General features: G+C 70.8%; 21 protein-coding genes. 8 read left to right on the top strand and 13 right to left on the bottom strand.

What is annotated here, in order from left to right; genetic code table 11:
* Nucleotides 1-9: 9 nt before the first annotated feature.
* The 3 genes from IH09_RS22560 to IH09_RS22550 form a co-directional block, all read right to left on the bottom strand.
* The gene (locus IH09_RS22560) at nt 10-498 is read right to left on the bottom strand and encodes a GNAT family N-acetyltransferase (protein ID WP_052859268.1); all 489 of its coding nucleotides are present in this window, start codon (nt 496-498) and stop codon (nt 10-12) included.
* A gap of 154 nt (nt 499-652) precedes the next feature.
* Nucleotides 653-1,252: a Zn-ribbon domain-containing OB-fold protein gene (locus tag IH09_RS22555; protein ID WP_240150538.1), complete on the bottom strand. Its 600-nt coding sequence runs from the start codon at nt 1,250-1,252 to the stop codon at nt 653-655.
* Nucleotides 1,216-1,668 (bottom strand): DoxX family membrane protein, encoded by a 453-nt coding sequence (locus IH09_RS22550; protein WP_052859267.1) that lies wholly within the window; start codon nt 1,666-1,668, stop codon nt 1,216-1,218. Before IH09_RS22550 ends, IH09_RS22555 begins: the two co-directional genes overlap by 37 nt.
* Nucleotides 1,669-2,003: 335 nt before the next feature.
* Here IH09_RS22550 and IH09_RS22545 point away from each other — a divergent pair, with 335 nt between their 5' ends.
* From IH09_RS22545 to IH09_RS22535, 3 genes are all read left to right on the top strand, one after another.
* Complete coding sequence (locus IH09_RS22545; RefSeq protein ID WP_052859266.1) at nt 2,004-4,262, top strand: acetate--CoA ligase family protein; 2,259 nt, start codon at nt 2,004-2,006, stop codon at nt 4,260-4,262.
* Between the two features lie 220 nt (nt 4,263-4,482).
* Nucleotides 4,483-5,430 (top strand): enoyl-CoA hydratase/isomerase family protein, encoded by a 948-nt coding sequence (locus IH09_RS22540; protein WP_110952513.1) that lies wholly within the window; start codon nt 4,483-4,485, stop codon nt 5,428-5,430.
* Between the two features lie 95 nt (nt 5,431-5,525).
* Nucleotides 5,526-6,158, top strand: a complete 633-nt coding sequence (locus IH09_RS22535; RefSeq protein ID WP_240150537.1) for a flavin reductase family protein — start codon at nt 5,526-5,528, stop codon at nt 6,156-6,158.
* Between the two features lie 162 nt (nt 6,159-6,320).
* On the opposite strand, the gene IH09_RS22530 is transcribed toward IH09_RS22535, so the two are convergent.
* Nucleotides 6,321-7,061, bottom strand: coding sequence for a response regulator transcription factor (locus IH09_RS22530; RefSeq protein WP_240150536.1), 741 nt, complete (start codon nt 7,059-7,061; stop codon nt 6,321-6,323).
* A gap of 56 nt (nt 7,062-7,117) precedes the next feature.
* Nucleotides 7,118-8,413, bottom strand: a complete 1,296-nt coding sequence (locus tag IH09_RS22525; RefSeq protein ID WP_052859262.1) for a sensor histidine kinase — start codon at nt 8,411-8,413, stop codon at nt 7,118-7,120.
* A gap of 369 nt (nt 8,414-8,782) precedes the next feature.
* Between IH09_RS22525 and IH09_RS22520 the strand changes: the two genes are divergently transcribed.
* A complete protein-coding gene (locus tag IH09_RS22520; protein ID WP_205379298.1) occupies nt 8,783-9,070 on the top strand; it encodes a DUF4190 domain-containing protein in 288 nt (95 codons plus the stop codon).
* Between the two features lie 294 nt (nt 9,071-9,364).
* Nucleotides 9,365-10,792: an alpha/beta hydrolase gene (locus tag IH09_RS22515; RefSeq protein WP_404827275.1), complete on the top strand. Its 1,428-nt coding sequence runs from the start codon at nt 9,365-9,367 to the stop codon at nt 10,790-10,792.
* A gap of 244 nt (nt 10,793-11,036) precedes the next feature.
* On the opposite strand, the gene IH09_RS22510 is transcribed toward IH09_RS22515, so the two are convergent.
* On the bottom strand, nt 11,037-11,411 hold the full coding sequence (locus IH09_RS22510; protein ID WP_318279518.1) for a hypothetical protein: 375 nt from the start codon (nt 11,409-11,411) through the stop codon (nt 11,037-11,039).
* 427 nt (nt 11,412-11,838) lie between these two features.
* Nucleotides 11,839-12,249 carry an ATP-binding protein gene (locus IH09_RS22500; RefSeq protein ID WP_052859316.1) on the bottom strand — a complete coding sequence of 137 codons (411 nt, stop codon included), beginning with the start codon at nt 12,247-12,249 and terminating at the stop codon, nt 11,839-11,841.
* A 256-nt stretch (nt 12,250-12,505) separates the two neighbouring features.
* Here IH09_RS22500 and IH09_RS22495 point away from each other — a divergent pair, with 256 nt between their 5' ends.
* Complete coding sequence (locus tag IH09_RS22495) at nt 12,506-13,360, top strand: helix-turn-helix domain-containing protein (RefSeq protein ID WP_052859252.1); 855 nt, start codon at nt 12,506-12,508, stop codon at nt 13,358-13,360.
* Between the two features lie 29 nt (nt 13,361-13,389).
* A complete protein-coding gene (locus tag IH09_RS22490; protein ID WP_052859250.1) occupies nt 13,390-13,599 on the top strand; it encodes a DUF397 domain-containing protein in 210 nt (69 codons plus the stop codon).
* 64 nt (nt 13,600-13,663) lie between these two features.
* On the opposite strand, the gene IH09_RS22485 is transcribed toward IH09_RS22490, so the two are convergent.
* Genes IH09_RS22485 through IH09_RS22475 form a run of 3 tightly spaced genes read right to left on the bottom strand, consistent with a single transcriptional unit; the run spans nt 13,664 to nt 15,303 of the window.
* Nucleotides 13,664-14,518 carry a helix-turn-helix domain-containing protein gene (locus IH09_RS22485; RefSeq protein ID WP_052859248.1) on the bottom strand — a complete coding sequence of 285 codons (855 nt, stop codon included), beginning with the start codon at nt 14,516-14,518 and terminating at the stop codon, nt 13,664-13,666.
* A 25-nt stretch (nt 14,519-14,543) separates the two neighbouring features.
* Nucleotides 14,544-15,071, bottom strand: a complete 528-nt coding sequence (locus IH09_RS22480; RefSeq protein WP_052859243.1) for a DUF6879 family protein — start codon at nt 15,069-15,071, stop codon at nt 14,544-14,546.
* Complete coding sequence (locus tag IH09_RS22475; protein ID WP_052859242.1) at nt 15,043-15,303, bottom strand: hypothetical protein; 261 nt, start codon at nt 15,301-15,303, stop codon at nt 15,043-15,045. The genes IH09_RS22480 and IH09_RS22475 overlap by 29 nt, the downstream gene beginning before the upstream one ends.
* A 542-nt stretch (nt 15,304-15,845) precedes the next feature.
* Here IH09_RS22475 and IH09_RS22470 point away from each other — a divergent pair.
* On the top strand, nt 15,846-16,253 hold the full coding sequence (locus IH09_RS22470) for a hypothetical protein (protein WP_052859241.1): 408 nt from the start codon (nt 15,846-15,848) through the stop codon (nt 16,251-16,253).
* A gap of 154 nt (nt 16,254-16,407) precedes the next feature.
* Here IH09_RS22470 and IH09_RS22465 read toward each other — a convergent pair whose 3' ends face one another.
* From IH09_RS22465 to IH09_RS22455, 3 genes are all read right to left on the bottom strand, one after another.
* On the bottom strand, nt 16,408-17,763 hold the full coding sequence (locus tag IH09_RS22465; RefSeq protein ID WP_110952511.1) for an MFS transporter: 1,356 nt from the start codon (nt 17,761-17,763) through the stop codon (nt 16,408-16,410).
* A gap of 100 nt (nt 17,764-17,863) precedes the next feature.
* Nucleotides 17,864-18,934 (bottom strand): Zn-dependent alcohol dehydrogenase, encoded by a 1,071-nt coding sequence (locus tag IH09_RS22460; RefSeq protein ID WP_052859240.1) that lies wholly within the window; start codon nt 18,932-18,934, stop codon nt 17,864-17,866.
* Nucleotides 18,931-19,949: acyl-CoA dehydrogenase family protein (locus tag IH09_RS22455; RefSeq protein WP_052859239.1), on the bottom strand; the 1,019-nt coding region annotated here is incomplete at its 5' end. The genes IH09_RS22455 and IH09_RS22460, both read right to left, overlap by 4 nt.

The raw sequence follows: 19,949 nt of genomic DNA, 5'->3' as shown, positions 1-19,949 counted from the left end.
GTCCCCGCCTCACAGCAGCCGGTACATGATGTGCAGCCCCACATAGCCCCGGGTGGGGTGCCGGAAGCCCTCGGGGAGGGTGGTCATGATCTGGAAGCCCAGGGATTCCCAGAGGGCGACCGCGGCGGTGTTGGTCTCCACCACCCCGTTGAACTGCATCGCGCGGTAGCCCTCGGCGCGGGCCCACGCCAGCGCGTACTCGCCCAGCGCCCGGCCGACGCCACGCCCGCCGTGCCGCGGATCGACCATGAAACTGGCGCCGGCGATATGCGAGGCACCGCCCAGGTGGTTGGGGTTCATCTTGGCCGAGCCCAGTACCGTACCGGCGTCGTCGACGGCGACGACCGTACGGCCGGGCTGCCGGAGCAGCCACAGCTCCCGGGCCGCCGCCTCCCCGAGGTCGCGGGGGTAACTGTAGGTCTCACCGGCCGCGACGATCTCGTGGAAGAACGGCCAGATGGCGGGCCAGTCGGCCGCGTTCGCCTCTCGGATCAGCATCGCCACAGCCTGCCGCGAGCACACCCGCACCACCAACGTGCCACGCCCCTCCGGCCCCATGCCCCGCGCCGCGTCTCCGTACGCGCCACCGGGCCCCGGCCCACCACCGCGATCAGCCGGACCAGGTCCACCACGTAGATCAGCCGGGCCGGAATCAAGCGGGCCGGAAGACGGGAACCGCGACCACGGCCCCGCCGCCACCCGGCACCCCGCCCGCCGTCCCACCCCGCACACCGCCCCCGGCCTCACCCCGCGCCACTCCCGCGCTCGCCGTATTCGCAGCGCCTACCGCGCTCGCCGTACCTACTACGTTCGCCGCACTTTCCGCGCCCACCTCACGGAAGTGCACCACGAGCGGCATGCCGATACGCAGTTCGGACTCGGCGCAGTCGGTGATCTCGGTCATCATCCGGGGCCCCTCGGCGAGGTCCACCACCGCCGCGATGTACGGAACCCGGCCGCCGAAGGGCGGGAGGTCGTTCCGGTGCACGACGGACCAGGTGTAGAGCGTGGCGCGGCCGGTGGCCCGCTCCCAGCCGACGTCCTCGCTCCAGCAGTACGGACAGAACTCGCGCGGGTAGTGGTGCGCCGCACCGCATCCCTCGGCCCGGCAGCGGCGCAGCAGCAGCCGCCCTTCGGCGGCCGCGTCCCAGTAGGGGCGGGTGAAGTCATCCGCCTCCGGCAGATCGAACCGGACCGCCCCACCGGCCCCGGCGGTCACTGGAACACCCCCACCACACCGTCGAGTGACCATGTCTGCCAGCTCATCGCGAACAGGGCGACCAGGGAGATCAGCGCCATCATCCCGTTCTGCCCCTGCTCGGCCCAGTCGTGCATCATCAGGACGAGGTAGAGCAGATTGAGCAGCAGGCCGCCGGCCAGCGCGACCGGTGTGAGAAAGCCGAGAACGAGGCCGAGCCCCAGGGCCAGTTCGGCGTGGACCACGACATACGCCATCACCTTGGGCCTGGGCCGGACGACCTTGTCGAAGCCGACGCGCACCGCGCCCCAACGGTGATGGGCGGCCACATCCGCCGCCCAGGCGATGCCCGTACCGCGCTCGAACCAGCTCTTCTTGTCCTTGTGCCGCCAGCTCTCCAGCCACCACAGGCCGAGGCCGATACGGAGCACGGCCAGCCATTCGGCCCCGCTGAGCCAGATCGTCTGCATCCCGCACGCCTCCTGCTGCCTCACCATGCCTACCGGCCCCGGACCCACCGCATACAGCTTCTGACGATGCGTCAGTTCTTCGGGGTCCACCAGTTCAGCGGATACGGGCGTGGCCGCGCAAGGGGTGGACGCAATCGCCCCGCACGCCCCGAAGACACGCACCCGTCCGCACCCACCCACCCCACCCGCAGCCGGGCACCGCACACCCTCCCCTCAGGTCGTACACAGCACCTCACCCGAAGCTTTACCGTGCAGGGCCATTCCTGACGTGCTGACAGTTCAGTAACCTGACTGGGCGTCAGGTTTTAGCGCCGTCACACAGGAGCGGGTCTGCGATGCTTGGATCGACTCACGGCACCCTCACCACGCACTCCCGGCCGGCCCGCGTCGTGGCCTGCGGGGAGCAGCGACCGCACACCGTCCACGGCATGACCGATCCGCAGGGCGGCAGCGGCGGACAGCGGGCCGACGGCACGGCCGACCGGGATGTCAGCGGCCGCCCGCTGCACGCCCCGGTGCCCGACCTGGACCGCTTCTTCCGGCCCGAGTCGGTGGCCGTCATCGGCGCCTCCGACGCCGAGGGCCGCCCCAACACCGGTATCACCCGCCAGCTGATCGCCTGGGCGGAGCGGGTCGGCGCCCGGCTGCACCCCGTCAACCCCGGGCGCGCCCATGTCTTCGGCCGCCCCTGCCACGCCACCGTCTCCGACCTGCCGGAACCCGTCGATCTCGCCGTCCTCCTCGTCGGCGACCCCCTTCCCGTCATCGAGCAACTGGCCGCCGCCAAGGTCAAGTTCGCGGTCGCCTTCGCCTCCGGCTTCGCCGAGACCGGCGCGGCCGGCGCCGCCGCCCAGGACCGGCTGGCCGAGGCCGTCCAACGCTCCGGCCTGCGGCTGCTCGGCCCGAACACCAACCTCAACGCCTTCGAGCGGTTCCGCGAGGACCTGACCGGACCGGCCATCGCGCTGATCACCCAGTCCGGCCACCAGGGCCGTCCGGTCTTCACCCTCCAGGAACTGGGCATCCGCCTCTCCCACTGGGCCCCGACCGGCAACGAGGCCGATCTGGAGACCGCCGACTTCATCTCGTACTTCGCCTCCCGCCCCGAGGTCGGCGCCATCGCCGCGTATGTGGAGGGGCTCAAGGACGGGCGCAGCTTTCTGCTCGCCGCCGACCGCGCGGCCCGCAACAAGGTCCCGGTCGTCGCGATCAAGGTCGGCCGCACCGAGACCGGCGCCCGGACGGCCGCCTCACACACCGGCAAGCTCACCGGCGCGGACGGCGTCGTGGACGCCGCGATGCGGCAGTTCGGTGTGATCCGGGTGGACGGGCTGGACGAGTTGCAGGACACCGCGGCGCTGCTGGCCCGCGCCCGGAAACCGGTCGCCGAGGGCGTCGCCGTGTATTCGATCTCCGGCGGGACCGGCGCCCACTTCGCCGATCTGGCGACCGCGGCCGGGCTGCGGCTGCCCGCCCTCACGGACGCCAAACAGCGCGAACTGCACCAGTGGATACCGGACTATCTCAGCGTCGCCAACCCCATCGACAACGGCGGCCACCCCGTCGGCGACTGGCGCGGGCGCAAGATCATCGACGCGATTCTCGCCGATCCCGCGATCGGCGTACTGATCTGCCCGATCACCGGCCCCTTCCCGCCCATGAGCGACAAACTCGCCCAGGATCTGGTGGACGCGGCGGAGCAGACGGACAAGCTGGTGTGTGTGGTGTGGGGATCGCCGGTCGGCACCGAGGACGCCTACCGCGGCACACTGCTCGGCTCCTCCCGGGTGGCGACCTTCCGTACCTTCGCCAACTGCATCACCGCCGTCCGCGCCTACTTCGACCACCACCGCTTCACGGCCGGCTACCGCTCCCCCTTCGACGAAGCGCCGCGCCTGCCGTCCCCCTCCGCCCGCAAGGCGCAGGCTCTGCTGCGCCCGGGACAGCAGCTCAGCGAGCACGCGGCGAAGCAACTGCTGCGCGCCTACGGCATCCGCGTACCGCGCGAACAACTGGTGACCAGCGCGGCGGCGGCCGTACGGGCGGCGAGCCAGGTCGGCTATCCGGTGGTGATGAAGGCATCCGGGCCGCAGCTCGCCCACAAGACCGAACTCGGCCTCGTCAAGGTCGGCCTGACCTCCGCCAGCCAGGTCCGGGATGCCTACCGCGAACTCACCGACATCGCTCGCTACGAGGACCTCCCGCTGGACGGTGTGCTGGTCTGCCAGATGATCGAGCGGGGGGTGGAGATGGTCGTGGGCGTCACGCACGACAGCCTCTTCGGGCCGACGGTGACCGTCGGTCTCGGCGGGGTGCTGGTGGAGGTGTTGCGGGACGTCGCGGTGGGCGTGCCGCCATTCGGCGAGGAGCAGGCGCGCGCGATGCTCGGCGAACTGCGCGGCCACGCCCTGCTGACGGGCGTACGGGGCGCCCCGCCCGCGGACCTCGACGCGCTGGTCGAGGTCGTACTGCGGGTGCAGCGGATGTCGCTCGAACTGGACGCCGATCTCGCGGAGTTGGACATCAACCCGCTGGTCGTCCTGGGCCGCGGCCAGGGCGCCGTCGCCCTCGACGCGCTCGCCGTCTGCCACTGACCGCCCGTGCCGACCGTACCAGCCACGCGGGTCACGCGGGTCACGCGGGTCATGTGGGTCGCACGGGCCGTACCAGCCGCACCACCCACGTCGGTCGCATCGGTCGCACCCGTCACACCGGCCGTGCCGTCCTCGCCACTCGCGCCGCAACCACAGCCGTAACAGCCACAGCCGTAACAGCCACAGCCGTAACGACCACAGCCTCTGGAGCCGCCCTCCCATGACACCCTCCCCCGCTTCCCCCGGACGGCCCGACGCCCGGGAACACCACACCACTTCCGCCGACCCCACCGACCTCACCGGCTCGGCCAACCCCTCTGATCCCTCCGATCGCTCCGCCCCCTCCGAATCCACCGCCCCGGCCGATCCGGTCCCTTCCGTTGATTCATTGGTACTCCATGCCACTGACAACGGCGTCTCGTGGATCACGCTCAACCGGCCGGCGGCGCTGAACGCCGTCACCTGGGACCAGCGCGAACGCATCATCGGCCTGCTCGCGGACGCGTCGGCCGACCCGGCGGTACGGGCCGTGGTGATCACCGCGTCCGGCAAGGGCTTCTGCGCCGGTGCCGATCTGCGCGGTTCGCCACCGGCCGGCGACCGGGTCGCGGGCGATGTGGCCCGGCTGATCCGGCGCGGCGCCCAGCGGTTCATCGCCGCGGTACTGGACTGCGAGAAGCCGGTGCTCGCCGCCGTCAACGGCACCGCAGCCGGTATCGGCGCCCATCTCGCGTTCGCCTGCGATCTGGTGCTGGCCGCCGAATCGGCGCGGTTCATCGAAGTGTTCGCGCGCCGCGGCCTGGTCCCGGACGGTGGCGGCGCCTACCTGCTGCCGCGGCTGGTCGGTCCGCAGCGCGCCAAGGAGCTGATGTTCTTCGGTGACGCGGTACCGGCCGCCGAGGCCGAGCGGCTGGGGCTGGTCAACCGGGTCGTCCCGGACGGCGAACTGCCGGCAGCCGCCAGGGAGTGGGCCGAGCGGCTGGCGGCCGGCCCGACGCGGGCGCTCGCCCTCACCAAACAGCTGGTCAACGCCTCCCTCGACGCCGACCGGGCGACCGCCTTCGCCGCCGAGGCCGCCGCCCAGGAGATCAACATGACCACGGCGGACGCCCAGGAGGGGATCAGCGCCTTCGCGGCCCGCCGCCGACCGACGTACCGGGGACGATGAGCGGAACGGAGCGCAACGGGACGGGACGGAGCACAGCGCATCCCCAGCACATCGCCGCCCTTCCCATCTGACGCTCCATCAGATTCAATGAATGCATGATGGGACACGCTGGAATGGCGGCCACCGCCGTGCGGTACCTGCGCTCGGTCGGCGCGCCGACCACGTCCGCCACACCGGCCACCACCCCCTCGTCCGTACCGCCCCGCCCGGCCCTGCGCGCCGTACGCGAGGACGAACGCGCCCCCGTGGACCAGGCCACGTTCCGCGCCGTCCTGGGGCACTTCGCCAGCGGCGTCACCGTCATCACCGCCCCCGGGGAGTCGGGCCCGGCCGGCTTCGCCTGCCAGTCGTTCGCCTCGCTCTCCCTCGACCCGCCGCTGGTCACCTTCCTGGTGGCCCGTACATCCACCACTTGGCCGCGGATCGCCCGCGCCGGTGTCTTCTGCGTCAACATCCTCGGCGCCGGACAGGACGAGCTGTGCCGCGGCTTCGCGGTCAGCGGCGGCGACAAGTTCGCCGGTGTCCCCTACGTGGCGGCCCCCGCGACCGGTTCACCGCGGCTGGTGGACGTACCCGCCTGGGTCGACTGCACGATCGAGGCCGTCCACACCGGCGGCGACCACCTGATCGTGGTCGGCCGCGTCGAGGCCCTCGGCACGGATGCCACTGCCGCGGCCCGCGGCCCGCTCCTCTTCCACCGGGGCGCCTTCGGCCGCTTCGACGGGTGAAGGGTAAGGGGACGGGCGGCGCCGCCGCCCTCGTCCGCTGTCGGCGTCCGGGCGCGTGAGCCGGCTCATCCGTCGCCGGGGAGTCCGGGTCGGCGCCGTCTAACGGGAGGCACGAATCGCGGTCTGGGCCCGCGTCCGGCCGTCAGCCCACCTCAGGCTGCATCATCCGGCGAACCCCGGCACCACCAGACCGGACTCGTACGCGATCACCACCGCGTGGGTCCGGTTCTGCGCGCCTAGCTTGGTCAGCACGTTCCCGACGTGGGTCTTCACCGTCTCCAGGCTCACCGTGAGCGACTCGGCGATCTCCGGGTTGGACAGGCCGGTGGCCATCAACCGCAGCACCTCCTCCTCCCGTCCCGTCAGCGCCGCCCTCGGCAGCGCCTCGGCGGAGCCCAGCGGGCGGGCGGCGACCATCCGGCGCAGGGCCGCCGGGAAGAGGATCGCCTCCCCCGCCGCCACCACCCGCACCGCCTCCGCGATCTGCCGGACCGGAAGCCGCTTGAGCACGAACCCGCTGGCCCCCGCGCTGAGCGCCGCGGTCACATAGCCGTCGTTCTCGAAGGTGGTGATCACCACGACCTTCGGCGGTCCGGCCGACTCGGCCAGCAGTTGCCGGGTGGCCTCGATCCCGTTGCATCGCGGCATCCGCACATCCATCAGGACCACGTCCGGCCGCAGCCGCCGCCCCTGCTCGACCGCCTCGACGCCGTCGGCGGCCTCCCCGATCACCGCGATCCCCGGCTGCGCCGCGAGCAATGTGCGCAGACCGCTGCGGGTCACCTCATCATCGTCCGCGATCAGGAGGGTGACGGGGGTGCCGGTCGGGCTGGTGGGGCTGGTGGTGGCGGGGCCGGTGCCGACGCCGGTCCTGACGGCCGGGCTCGCGTCAGGGCTGGTCATGACTGCCTCACTCGCATCAGGGCTGGTCGTGACGGTATCGCTCGCGTCGGAGCCGATCATGCCGACAACCGTACCGGCAGCCGGACCGCCAACCGCCAGTGCCGGGGCCCGTCCGGGCCGACCTCGATCTCACCGTGCAGCAGCCGCACCCGCTCGGCCAGACCGGGCAGGCCGTGCCCGGACGTCGGGAAGGCGCCCGCACCCGTCCCCGCGCTCGTACCGTCCCCGGTCCGGTTGGCCACCACGAGCTCCAGTCCGTCCGGCGCGGCCGCCACCCGGACCTCGATCGGACCGCCCGCCCCGTGCCGCAGCGCGTTCGTCAGCCCCTCCTGCAAGATCCGGTACGCCGCCCGGGAGAGCGTCCCCTGCACCTGCGCCAGCTCGCCCGACAGCTCCGGCTCCACCACCGCGCCCGCGTGCCGCAACCGGTCCAGCAGCTCGGGCAGATCGGCCAGGGTCCGGACCGGCGCCGCCTCCGCCTTCTCCTCGCGCAGCACGCCCAGCACGTAGTCCAGGTCCTCCAGCGCCGCCCGGGTCGACTCCTCGATGCTGCGCAGGGCGGCCCGCGCCGCCACCGGGTCGGCGGAGAGCACCTCGCCCGCCACCGCCGCCTGGATCGTGGTCGCCGTCAGCGTGTGCCCGATCGAATCGTGCAGCTCGTGGGCCAGCCGGTTGCGTTCGGCCAGCAGCAGCTCCCGCTCGGCCGCCAGCGCGAGCCGCTCGGCCGACGACGGCCCCAGCAGCCGCGGCGCCAGCCACCGCAGCGCGCTCGCCACCACCACGCACACGGCCACCGCCAGCAGCACACAGCCGAGCGCCACCGCCCAGCTGCCCCAGCCACCCGTCACCCGCGCCGACCAGCCGAACAGATTCAGCCCCGCCTCGGCGCCGAGCCAGTCCCCCGGCAGGGTCAGGCCCGCGAGGATCAGCACCCCGCTGACCAGCGCCCCCGTCCACCCCAGCGCCACGTGCAGCAGCAGCCAGAGAGGAGTCCGCCAGCGGTCGGCGCCGGACGGGACGGCGGGGCTCGGCGTGACGGGGGCCGGCCCGGCGCCGAGCGAGCTCACGGGCCGGCGTACGGCCACCGGATCCGGCAGCGGCACCCCCAGCAGGCGACGGGCGCACACGATCAGCACCCGCCGCGTGGTGCGGGCCAGCCCGACCGCGCCGATCAGTGCCGCCCAGACCAGCAGGATCAGAACGATCTGCACTCCCTCCGGAGCGGATCGCCACGCCAGCACCGGCAGCTGCGCGAAAGGCAGCAGTGGAATGCTCGCCAACGCACCGCAATAGGCGAACAGCACACCCGAATACGTGGTGCCGCGCAGCAGCGGCCGGATTCCCCTGAACATAATGAGCCAGTATGGCCGGATAGCCCATCGGCGGCCTCCCCCGATCGAGGGAGCGACTTTTCCCGCCTTCCCGCGATGCGCACCCGAGCCCCCGGAAACCATGATCGTGTCCTGCCCAGTTTCACGGGAGGACGGCAGATGAATACGCAAGGGACAGAGACACCGCCGCATCAGACGGCACCGGCTGAGACGGCGCCGACTCGGGCAGCGTCAACGCCGACGCCGACTCGGACCGCATCGGCTCAGACGGCATCGGCTCGGACGGCATCGGCTCGGGCCGCCGGGGCGGATCCGTATGCCCCCCGCCCCCAGGGCCCCGGCTGCGGCACGCGTCCGCCGGCCGGCAGGAACGGCCTGGCCGTGGCCGCCATGGTGCTGGGCATCGTCAGCCTGATGACCTCGATCGTCTTCGTCGGCGGCGCGCTCGGCGTCATCGGTCTGATCCTGGGCGTGGTCGCCATGCGGACGGCCAAGCGGACCGGCGTCGGCCGGGGCATTTCCCTCACCGGCGTGGTGATGTCGTTCCTCGCCATCGTGGTGTCCGTCCTGGTCGCCTTCTTCATGGTCTGGTACGCCAACAAGACGCAGGAGTGCTACCGGCCTGACAGCCTCCAGCAATACACGCAGTGCGTCCGCCAGCACCTCGCCGGAAACTGACCGGCGCCCGGCGGCACAGCCGGTAACGACCCCGGCCACGGCGCACCATCCGCGCAACCGGCCCAACGGCTTCTCGGCGGCGGGCGAATTCCATTCCTCGACGGCCTCGCCAACCTCCCGCGCACAAAAGGGCGGAAAAACCTGTCGCCTCTCCCCAACAAGGACGAGCACAAAATAATGCGAAACGGAAGAACAGCATCTCTTCTGGCCGTCGGCGCCGCGGCGACTTGCCTTTCGGCGCTTACCCCCGCAACGACCTTCGCCGCATCTCATTCCGCCGCGGCCGAGGCCCCGTTGCGGCAGTACACGCAGCAGAATCCCCGGTGGCAGCGGTGCGACGCGAAGAACCCCGCCACCTTTCAGTGCGCGACGCTCAAGGTGCCGCTGGACTACAGCGACCCCGGCGGCAAGAAGATCGACATCGCGATATCCCGGCTGAAGGCGAGCAGCGCAACGGAACGCCGCGGCGTTCTGCTGCTCAACCCCGGCGGCCCCGGTGGGCAGGGCCTGGATTTGCCCGTCGCCCCGGAATTGGCACTCCCCAAGGAGGTGAAGAATCAGTACGACCTCATCGGCTTCGACCCCAGGGGCGTCGGCCAGAGCTCTCCGGTCAGCTGCGGTCTGACCGACGACGAACAGAACTACGAGCGCCCTTACAAGGCCGAGACATTCGCCAAGGATGTGGAACGGGCACGTACGGTGGCCGCCAAATGCGAGGCCAAGCAGGGTGACAAGCTGCGGCACATCACCACCCGCAACACCGCTCGCGATATGGACGTCATCCGCGCCGTGCTGGGCGAGAAGAAGATCTCCTACCTGGGGTACTCCTACGGCACCTACCTCGGCGCCGTCTACACGCAGCTGTTCCCCCAACGGGCCGACCGGTTCGTACTGGACAGCGCGGCCGACCCCGCGCGGGCCTGGCGCGGCATGTTCCAGGCGATGGCGGAGGGCGCCGAGCCCGCCTTCGCGCGATGGAGCGAATGGACCGCCGAGCGGCACACGACGTACCACCTGGGCAAGACTCCGGCCGAGGTCCGCAAGACCTTCTGGAATCTGATCGCCCAGGCCGACCGCAAGCCCATCGACTCCGGCGGGCGCCCCCTCACCGGTGACGACCTCCGCTCCGAACTGCGCCCCGAGTTCTTCCACGTGCAGCGAGCCGCCGAAAAGGTCGCCGAACTGAAGAAGGCGGCCGAGGGCACGAAACCGGCCCCGTCCGGCACACCCGAGCGGGCCCCGGACCCCGTCCCGCCGGCCTCCGGCCGTGCCGTCCCCGCGGACAATGACGCCGCGAGCGCCTGGGCCGTCCTGTGCTCCGACACCCTCCCCTGGTCGCACGACCCCGAGCAGTACCGCCGCAACGCGATCCGCGACAAGGCCCGGTATCCGCTGTACGGCGATTTCGCCGCCAACATCAAGCCGTGCGCCTTCTGGAAGCCGGGCAGCGAGCCCGCGACAACGGTGAACAACCAGGTCAGCGCACTGATCCTGCAGAACCGGTGGGACCCCCAGACCCCCCTGCCCGGCGCCCGGAGCATGCACCGCGCCCTGCACGGCTCCCGGATGGTCACCGTCGCCGGCGGCGAGGGCCACACCATCTACGGCGTCGCCAACTCCTGCGCGGACAAGAGCGCCACGGCCTACCTGACCACGGGCAAACTCCCGGCCAAGGACCTGACCTGCCACACGACGGGCGGGCAGGAGGGGAAGTCCCGCTAGTTGTCTGTCCGGGGGCCCTGGGAACCCGGAGCCCCAGGGTTCCCGGGGGTGCACGACCGCTGCTGGACCTCGGCTGTCCGGGGTGTTGATGTGGGGCCTTCCGCTGGCGGAGGGCCCCACCTCGCGTCGCAATCAGTACGGCGGCGGGCCCGGGAAGAAGTGGCCGACGCGCATGCGGCGCACCGGCCCACGGAGGCCACGCCCTGTCGTGGCCTCTCTTCCCCGCCCCATCACCGCCCTGACCTCACCCCAGGAAGCCGTCCATCGGCACCAAGGGTGCGCCGAAGCCTCCCGGCGGATCGGCTGCGTACGCACAGTGCGGTCCTGTTCGGCTGACGAGTGGGAGGAAGAGGACGGGCCGGGCCGACCATTCCACCCAGGTCCCGGCACAGTCGAGGGCCAGGCCACAGGGTTCACCACGGTCGAGCGCGGCCACGGCGCCGACAATGTGCCTCTCGTCGCCCGCCACCCTGCCCAGCACACGCCGCTGTTCGCGGTCGGCAAGTCCGGAGGCCATCTGCCGGGCGTCCGCGCCGATGTGCCGTACGGCGCGGATGGGGCTGCGCGTGGAGACCGTCGTCCAGGAGGCGAGGACCTCCGCGTGGACGGACCGATACACGTACCGCTCACACCAGAAGCCAGGAGTGACCAGGGCCGATGCCGATACCGGCGTCGGCGTTACACCGCGTGCCATGCCGCCGCCCCCTGACCGGTCTGCGTACGGAGACCCGTCATGCGGGTGACCTTGCACGGCCTGGCGACAAGGACGTAAGCACATCCCTCCGCGTCAACTGCCGTGAGCGAGACCGGAGTTCCTGCCGCAAGCGCGTCCACCGCCCACTGGCACTCGACCGCGTCATCCAGCCACGCCCGCACCCCACGGTCGTACGGAGCGCCCAGTTGCTGCGCCACCTGCTCCGCCCGCTTACGGATCCAGCCCACCGCACGACCCGGCGAGTACGACACCCAGCCTCCGAGGTCAACAGGGGCCCCGTACGGATACCGGGCCGTGACCTCCGCCCGATAGGCCACGCGCACCGACCCCCTCATGGACGGCGCCGCACCGCAGACGGAATCCGGGGCGGCTCCGGGACGTCGGGGAGAGTCAGTTCGACCCAAACGGTCTTTCCGGTGCTGTCCCTCACCACGCCCCAGCCACTTGCCAAGGCGTCCACCAGCAACAAGCCACGCCCACATTCCTCGTCCTCCTCAGCCTCGTTCATCACGGGTTCTCCGTCGCTCGCGTCCCGCACCTCCAACCACAGGCGTCCCGCCAGCAGCGCGAACCGGACGCCGACTTCTGCGGGAGCGGATCCCTGCGCCTGCACGGCGTTGGTGACCATCTCGGACAGCAACAGCTGGGCGTCGCAGGCAAGTTCGTCGCCGAGGTGCCACACCTGGAGCTGATGACGAAGCGCCTTACGGGCCCACCCCGCGCTCCGATCGTCACTGCGCATGCGGTAGGCCACAGCCGACGGCGGTACGGATGCGAGTCGTGTTGCTACGGGTCGGGCGCGTGTGGACATAGCTATCCCCTTGGAGCGCATGACGGAGCATCAAAGTCACTTTGCGTTCAAAGCCTTGAGGCGTTGAGTGACTGCGGACTAGAGTGCTCCGGACGCAGCCAATCCGCAACCGTCCAAGTGGGACTTGTTCCATGATCTTTTGCGGCGGCTACCGTTTCGCTGGCGAATCACATTCAGAGGGGTACTCATGGCTGGAGCACGTCCAACAGTTCGACGGCGCCGCCTTGCTGCGAAGCTGCTCGAATTCCGGGAGCAGGCGGGGAAGAGCCCGGAGGAAGCGGCCGAGCGCATCGGATGCCATCGGACAAAGATCAACAGAATTGAGAACGCGCGCCTGGGAATCTCTCTCGGCGAGCTGCGCGACTTGATGACGTTCTACGAGGTCGATGGCGACACCAGCCTGGTTGACGACATGGTGTCGCTGGCCCGACGCAGCCGAGAGCCGGGGTGGGTGCAGCGTGCGGGGCTCGCGCGCCCGTCGTTCACGGACTTCATCGACTACGAGAAGACGGCCGACTACATCCGGTCGTACGAGAGCAACCTCATCACGGGACTGTTGCAGACCCCTGACTACGCGCGGGCTGTGCTCTCCGCTCCGCCATCGACCCTTGGCGACAAGGAGATCGAGGCGTTGGTGGAGTCGCGCATAAAGCGTCAGGAACTGCTGAATCGCACCGATCCGCCGCGCGTCTGCGTGATCGAGACGGAGGCGGCGCTACGGCTCCAGGTAGGAGGACGCCAGACGATGCGCAAGCAGCTGGACCACTTGGAGACCATGGCCGGGTACCCCTCCGTTGAAGTTCAGGTCATCCCTGACCGGGCAGGGGCACACGCAGGACTGTCCGGTTCGTTCGTGCTGTTCGGCTTCCCGAACCCCACCTACTCCGATGTCGTGTGTGTGGAGCACCGCACCGGGACGCTCTACATGGAGACCCAGGAGGAGACGGCGGAATATACGCTCATCTTTGACTCGCTCCGGTCAATCGCCCTGAGCCCTGGGGACAGCCTCGACGTGATCGCCCAGGTACGGGAAAGTATGTAGCAGCAATGACGTTAGAGAGGTAACCAGGGATGAGCACCCCCAATCTTGAAACCGCCACTTGGCGAAAGAGCAGCTACAGCGGCACCGGCGGCAACTGCGTCGAGGTCGCCGACGGCTTCCCCGGCGTCATGCCCGTACGCGACAGCAAGAACCCCACCGGCCCCCAACTGGTCTTCGGCGCCCACGCCTGGACCTCGTTCACGGAGACGTTGAAGACCGGCGACTTCACCACCTCCTGAGCTCAGACGGCGACGGCACAATGGAGCCCCCATGCAAGACCGGGGCTCCATTGCCGTGCGCGGTTCAGCTCAGTGCCTCAAGTGCCTTCAGAATGAGCGCCCGCGCTTCCGCACCGTAGACGGCCATGCTCCGCAGTTGCTCGAACGCCTTGAGGTACAGGGCGATCTCGGAGGGCTGGGTGATCCTGACGCGCGCGGACACCAGCTCGATCGACACGAGGGTGTCGTCGTATACGTGGAACGTCTCGCGCGGCCACTGCACCCGCTCGCGCGTCGCCATCGGGATGACGCCGAGCGACACGGACGGCAGGGCGCCGGCCGTCAGCAGGTAGCCCAGCTGCGCGGCCATCGCGTCGGTGTCCCCGATTTGGTAATACAGCGCCGCTTCTTCGACGAGCAGCACGAACCGGTGCCCTGGCTCGTGGATCACGCGGGAGCGTTCGACCCGCGCCCGCGCGGCCTCCGCACTGTCGTCAAAGGGGAGTTCGCGGAAATCGGCGATCGTACCCAGCACCGCAGCCGCATAGCCCTCGGTCTGTAGCAGTCCGGGTACGAGGGTGGAGGAGTAGACACGGAACAGCCGGGTGTCACGGAAGAACTGCAACGATTGGCTCTGCAACTGCTTCAGGCCGTTGCGTATCTGGTGGCGCCACTCCGTGTACATCGACTCGGCGTTCAGCGATTGGGCGATCAGGCCATCCGCCTGCCCATCCGCCTGACAGGCACGGCACCACAGCCTGATGTCCCTGGCGGAGGGCGCAGTGCGGGCGTTCTCGATGCGGGACGTCTTCGCGTGGTGCCAGCCACACCGGTCAGCCAGCTCGGTGACTGTCAGCCCGGCCCCCTTGCGGAGGTCACGCAGCCGCAGCGCGACGGACTCGCGGGCGGCCTGGGCCGAAGAGGACGGGGAGACGGGCATGAGCTGGCTGGTTCGGCGCTTTCTGCTAGTGGATCTCGTGCTGGTCGTGGGGGGTGGCCCGCGACCATACAGTTTCAAAGGCGTCAGCGCACAGCTTCACGGCAGCCGGATCGTCGGAGACCTCCCCGCCGCCCGAGGCGCCCTCACCGGTGAAATGATTCCAGCGGACCCATTGCTCGTCGAACAGCCAGAAGTCATTGCCCGGCAAGGCGATGTCGGAGGCCCGGCGGCGAGGCAGCCACCGCACCTGCTCACCCGCAGCGACGTTGGTGAAGGTGCCGTCGTAGAGGAACCGGGTGTACTCGCTGACAGGTTCGGAGACGATGCGTGCCCGCCGCACGACGATGCCACGGGACACCGTTTCCTGAATCAGGTCGAGCCACGGCCGCCACCACGACTGCCGGTCGGCGGGGTCGTGTCGGAAGCCGCCCTTCCACTCAGCGAACGGCCCCTTCTCGTAGTCGACGGCGTAGGTGTCGCGCATCTCCAAGTGCACTGCGGAGCGCGTGCACTTGGACATCAGCTCATCGAATGTGGGGACGCTCGACGGCATCGCATGCCTCCCTGATCATGTGCGCCATTCTGGCGGGGATACGGATGACGGCCTCGTGTTCCGGGATCCCCTCGGCGTGCCCGGGGACGTGGAACGCGCCGCATTCCGCTTCGACTTCAGGACTCGGCTTCCACCCTTGGAGGACGAGCTCCTGCTTCTCCTGGTCCACCCACACAGTGGGGCTCTCGCCGTCCCCGGTATTCGGGTCGATCCCGATGAACAGTAAGGGCATGTCCAGCCTCCCTCGATGTTCGTGCAGTTGTGTGCACCACTGTCGTGGACAGGTGATGGCTGGTCAACCACATGAATAAGCCACCACCAGCCAAGACAGCACCCCCTGCACAAATCTGCACACCCCTGGCCCCCACGCACACCACCTCCCTAGCGTTCTGCCCTGAGCAGCGGGATGGCGGGACGGCGGACGGCAATCCATCAGACCGCCACCGGCTCTTCGGACTCCCGCCCCGGCCGCCATTCCCTGGCAGGACTCGGCCGGAGCGGGCGGGCCCACAAGGGGGCCTTCGCAAGTGCACGACGGCGCGCGGACAGTCCGTGCGCCCTTCGGCACCGAGGAGAGCACCATGCGATACCGCCTCGACCCGGTCAAGTACGGCGGCGACGAGGACAACGACGAGGGCGGCAGCCCCAACGGAGGCTGCGGTGACGGCGATGGTTGCGGCCGCCAGCAGTTCTCGTAGCGGCAGTTCCAGTCCATGAACCGGGCGGCCCCAATGCCTCGGTGGCCGGGGCCGCCCCTTCCCGGCAGGGAGAACGATGGCAAGGCCCCATCACCACGCCTACCTCTGGCTCGGCCACGGCGACATCCTCGTGCGGCCGGGCGACGCTCATCGGCGCCCGGCCCACCCGGAGTTCCGCTCCGCCCAGGTGATGCCGCTGGAGTGCGCGGACTGGCTGCTGAAGCCGGCCTCGCGGATCGAGGCGACGTTCCACGAGCCGACGGAGGCAGCCGACTGGTACGCCGGACAGATCGCGCTCCACGCCGGCCTCTTCGCCGGTTCGTACGCGCCGGTCCCGGCACCCGAGGAGACCGTACGGGCCCTGTCCGCCGGTGCGGACCGGGTCGGCGGGTGGTGGGTGACCGGTGGCCGCTTCCTCTCGCTCAGCCTCATCGCCTGTAGCCCGCACCACGCGCGTCCCGATTACGCGTGCCCGCTGCGGTAGCCACACCGGGTCGTACACACCGGAGCCGTATCCGTACCGGCCCGTACACACCGGATCCGCACCGGGTCGCACCCACCGCTCCATACCTACCGAGCGCACCCCGCGCCGCACCGCACAGGAAGGGCGACAAGGGTGCTGGCCAGGACGCCGCCCCTCATGCCACGCCCGCCCCCGCCACCCCCTCCCGCCCCCGGATGACCAGAGCCATCAGGGCCGCGAGTGCGCAGAGGGCGCCGGAGGCGTACCAGACGGGGTCGTAGGTGCCGAAGGCGTCCCGGGCGAGGCCGCCCAGGAAGGCGATGACGGCGGCGCCCACCTGATGGGCGGCGAGGACCCAGCCGAAGACGATCGCGCTGTCCTCGCCGTAGTACGCACGGCACAGGGCGATGGTCGGCGGTACGGTCGCGACCCAGTCCAGCCCGTAGAAGACGATGAAGAAGACCATCGGCGGGTGGACGGAGTCCGCGAGCAGCAGCGGCAGGAACATCAGCGACAGACCGCGCAGGCCGTAGTAGACGGCGAGCAGCCGGCGGGTGTCGAAGCGGTCGGTGAACCAGCCCGAGGCGATCGTCCCGACGATGTCGAAGACACCGATCACCGCGAGCAGCGAGGCGGCCGCCGTCATCGGCATGCCATGGTCGTGGGCCGCGGGGACGAAATGGGTCTTGACCAGGCCGTTCGTCGTGGCGCCGCAGATCGCGAAGGTACCGGCCAGCAGCCAGAACGGACCCGTACGGGCCGCCGAGACCAGCGCCCGCAGGGCTCGCCGGGCCGCGCCCCGCTGCGGCGGCGGCTTGGGGACGAACTCCGTTGCCCCGTACGGCGCGACGCCCACGTCCGCCGGGTGGTCCCGCAGCAGCAGCCACACCAGGGGGACGACGGCCAGTGCGGCGAGCGTGACCGTCACCGCGGCGGGGCGCCAGCCGTGCCCGGCGACGATCCAGGACAGCAGCGGGAGGAAGACGAGCTGGCCGGAGGCGCCGGCCGCGGTGAGGATGCCGGTGACCAGCCCGCGCCGCTCGGTGAACCAGCGGCCGGTGACCGTCGCCGCGAACGCCAGCGCCATCGAACCGCTGCCCAGCCCGACCAGCACGCCCCAGTACAGGACGAGTTGCCAGCTGCTGGTCATGAAGACGGTCAGCCCGGAGCCGACCGCGATCACGGTCAGCGCGGCGGCGACCACCCGCCGGATGCCGAAGCGGTCCATCAGGGCCGCGGCGAACGGCGCCGTCAGCCCGTACAGCGCGAGGTTCACCGACACCGCGAAGCCGATGGTCCCCCGCGACCAGCGGAATTCACCGTGCAGCGGGTCGATGAACAGACCCGGCAGCGAGGCGAAACCGGCCGCGCCGATGAGGGTGAGGAAGGTGACGGCGGCCACCGACCATGCCCGGTGCGGGCGCCGCCGACGCGGGGCGGGGACGGCGCACGCACTGGTCGCCCCGGTCGCCGCGCCGGCCTCCGTCCCGGCCGTCGGCTCCGCTGTGGGCAGTTCAGGTGTCTGTGTCACCAGAGCAGCTTCGGCCGACGCACCGGCCGGAACGAGTGGCCGGAAGGTCAGGCTTCGCACGGATCGGGCCAGCGGATCGGGCCGGCGGGCGCCCCCGCCGCTACGTGAACGTCAGCACGCCCCGCGCCACCCGCCCCTGCCGCGCGTCCTCCGCCGCCTTCGCGAAGTCCTCCACCGGATAGGTCTCGGTCACCAGCTCGTCCAGGAGCAGCCGCCCCTCGCGGTACAGCCGGGCGTACAGCGCGATGTCCCGCTGCGGCCGGGAGGATCCGTAACGGCAGCCCAGGATCGACTTGTCCAGATACATCGACGACACCAGGAACGATGCCTCCGCGGTGGCCGGCGGCACGCCCAGCAGCACCGCCTGGCCGTGCCGGTCCAGCAGCTCGACCGCCTGCCGGATCAGCCGGGTGCTGCCCACGCATTCGAAGGCGTGGTCGGCGCCGGTCGGCAGGATCTCCTTGACGGCCTTGACGGTGTCCGGCACCGCCGACGCGTCGACGAAGTGCGTCGCCCCGAACCGCCGCGCCACCGCCTCCTTCGCGGGGTTGGCGTCCACCGCGACGATCACCGAGGCCCCCGCGATCCGCGCCCCCTGAAGGACATTGAGCCCGATCCCGCCGGCCCCGATCACCACGACCGAGTCCCCGTGCGCCACCTTCGCCCGGTTGAGCACCGCCCCGACACCGGTCAGCACCCCGCACCCGATCAGTGCGGCCGAGGCCGGCGGAATGTCCTCGGCGATCTTCACCGCCTGCACCGCCTTGACGACCGTACGCTCCGCGAACGCCGAGTTCGACGCAAACTGGAACAGCTCCGTCGCCCCCCGCCGGAACGGCTTGCCCGGCATCCCGATCGCCTTCCGGCACATCGTCGGCCGTCCCCGGTCGCACTCCGCGCACGCCCCGCAGCTGGCCAGGGTGGACAGCGCCACATGGTCCCCGGGCGCCACATGCCCGACACCCGCCCCGACGGCCTCGACCACCCCCGCCCCCTCGTGCCCCAGCACCACCGGCACCGGGAACGGAATGGTCCCGTCGATCACCGACAGATCGCTGTGGCACAGCCCGGCCGCCCGGATCGCGACCAGCACCTCCCCGGGGCCCGGATCCCGTACCTCCAGGTCGTCCACGACCCGGGGCTGTTCGCCGTCGAATATGACGCCTCTCATGACCGCTCCTGTCGGGGGAGGCCGAGCACCCGCTCGGCGATGATGTTGCGCTGGATCTCGTCCGAGCCGCCGTAGATGGTGTCGGCCCGGGTGAACAGGAACAGCCGCTGCCACGCGTCCAGTTCGTACGGCGCCCGCGCGCTCCAGTCGGCGGGCCCCACCGCGGCCGCGGCCCCGCGCACCCGCATCGCCAGCTCCCCGAGACGCTGATGCCAGCCGCCCCACAGCAGCTTCGCCACGCTCGGCGCGCCCGCGTCGCCGGCCGCGCCCAGGGTCCGCAGCGCGTTCCACCGCATGACCTTCAACTCGGCCCACTGCCGTACGAGTTGCTCGCGCAGTACCGGATCACGCACCGCCCCGCCCCGCACCGCCGTCTCGACCACCTCGCCCAGCTCCGCCGCGAACCCGATCTGCTGGACGAGGGTGGACACCCCGCGTTCCTGGGCCAGCAGCCCCATCGCCACCCGCCAGCCGGCTCCCTCCCCGCCGACCAGGTGCCCGGCCCGCGCCACCGCTCCGTCGAAGAACACCTCGTTGAACTCCGCCGTCCCCGACAGCTGCCGGATCGGCCGCACCTCGATCCGCCCCGGCTGGTCCATCGCCACCAGCAGGAACGACAGCCCCCGGTGCCGCCGCGCGCCCCGATCCGTCCGCGCCAGCACGAAGCACCAGTCGGCCTCCACCGCCAGCGAGGTCCAGATCTTCTGCCCGCTGACCCGGTAGTCCGCGCCGTCGCGCACCGCGACCGTCCGCAGCCCGGCCAGATCCGACCCCGCCTCCGGCTCGCTGTAGCCCTGGCACCACAGCTCTTCACCGCGCGCGACGGCCGGCAGGAACCGCCGCTTCTGCGCCTCGTCCCCGTAGGCGATCAACGTCGGCGCCAGCAGATTCTCCCCGATGTGCCCCACCCGCCCCGGAGCCCTGGCCCGCGCGTACTCCTCGGCCCACACCACCTGCTGCGTCAAGGTCGCCAACCGGTTCCCGTACGCCTCCCCCCACCCCAGCCCGACCCACC

Source organism: Streptomyces celluloflavus (assembly GCA_000720995.1).
Lineage (GTDB): Bacteria > Actinomycetota > Actinomycetes > Streptomycetales > Streptomycetaceae > Streptomyces > Streptomyces celluloflavus.
Note: the sequence above shows the minus strand (reverse complement) of the source record. Positions and strands in the feature narration are given on the sequence as shown.

Bases quoted from the DNA above. Each gene is read 5' to 3' on its own strand.
- IH09_RS22460 (WP_052859240.1), bottom strand. From the start codon at position 18,934: ATGAGAGGCGTCATATTCGACGGCGAACAGCCCCGGGTCGTGGACGAC.
- IH09_RS22490 (WP_052859250.1), top strand. From the start codon at position 13,390: ATGAGCACCCCCAATCTTGAAACCGCCACTTGGCGAAAGAGCAGCTAC.
- IH09_RS22540 (WP_110952513.1), top strand. From the start codon at position 4,483: ATGACACCCTCCCCCGCTTCCCCCGGACGGCCCGACGCCCGGGAACAC.
- IH09_RS22560 (WP_052859268.1), bottom strand. From the start codon at position 498: ATGCTGATCCGAGAGGCGAACGCGGCCGACTGGCCCGCCATCTGGCCG.
- IH09_RS22500 (WP_052859316.1), bottom strand. From the start codon at position 12,249: ATGCGCAGTGACGATCGGAGCGCGGGGTGGGCCCGTAAGGCGCTTCGT.
- IH09_RS22525 (WP_052859262.1), bottom strand. From the start codon at position 8,413: ATGTTCAGGGGAATCCGGCCGCTGCTGCGCGGCACCACGTATTCGGGT.
- IH09_RS22495 (WP_052859252.1), top strand. From the start codon at position 12,506: ATGGCTGGAGCACGTCCAACAGTTCGACGGCGCCGCCTTGCTGCGAAG.
- IH09_RS22535 (WP_240150537.1), top strand. From the start codon at position 5,526: ATGATGGGACACGCTGGAATGGCGGCCACCGCCGTGCGGTACCTGCGC.
- IH09_RS22470 (WP_052859241.1), top strand. From the start codon at position 15,846: ATGGCAAGGCCCCATCACCACGCCTACCTCTGGCTCGGCCACGGCGAC.
- IH09_RS22520 (WP_205379298.1), top strand. From the start codon at position 8,783: ATGGTGCTGGGCATCGTCAGCCTGATGACCTCGATCGTCTTCGTCGGC.
- IH09_RS22530 (WP_240150536.1), bottom strand. From the start codon at position 7,061: ATGACCAGCCCTGACGCGAGCCCGGCCGTCAGGACCGGCGTCGGCACC.
- IH09_RS22480 (WP_052859243.1), bottom strand. From the start codon at position 15,071: ATGCCGTCGAGCGTCCCCACATTCGATGAGCTGATGTCCAAGTGCACG.
- IH09_RS22545 (WP_052859266.1), top strand. From the start codon at position 2,004: ATGCTTGGATCGACTCACGGCACCCTCACCACGCACTCCCGGCCGGCC.
- IH09_RS22550 (WP_052859267.1), bottom strand. From the start codon at position 1,668: ATGCAGACGATCTGGCTCAGCGGGGCCGAATGGCTGGCCGTGCTCCGT.
- IH09_RS22475 (WP_052859242.1), bottom strand. From the start codon at position 15,303: ATGCCCTTACTGTTCATCGGGATCGACCCGAATACCGGGGACGGCGAG.
- IH09_RS22555 (WP_240150538.1), bottom strand. From the start codon at position 1,252: ATGGTCACTCGACGGTGTGGTGGGGGTGTTCCAGTGACCGCCGGGGCC.
- IH09_RS22485 (WP_052859248.1), bottom strand. From the start codon at position 14,518: ATGCCCGTCTCCCCGTCCTCTTCGGCCCAGGCCGCCCGCGAGTCCGTC.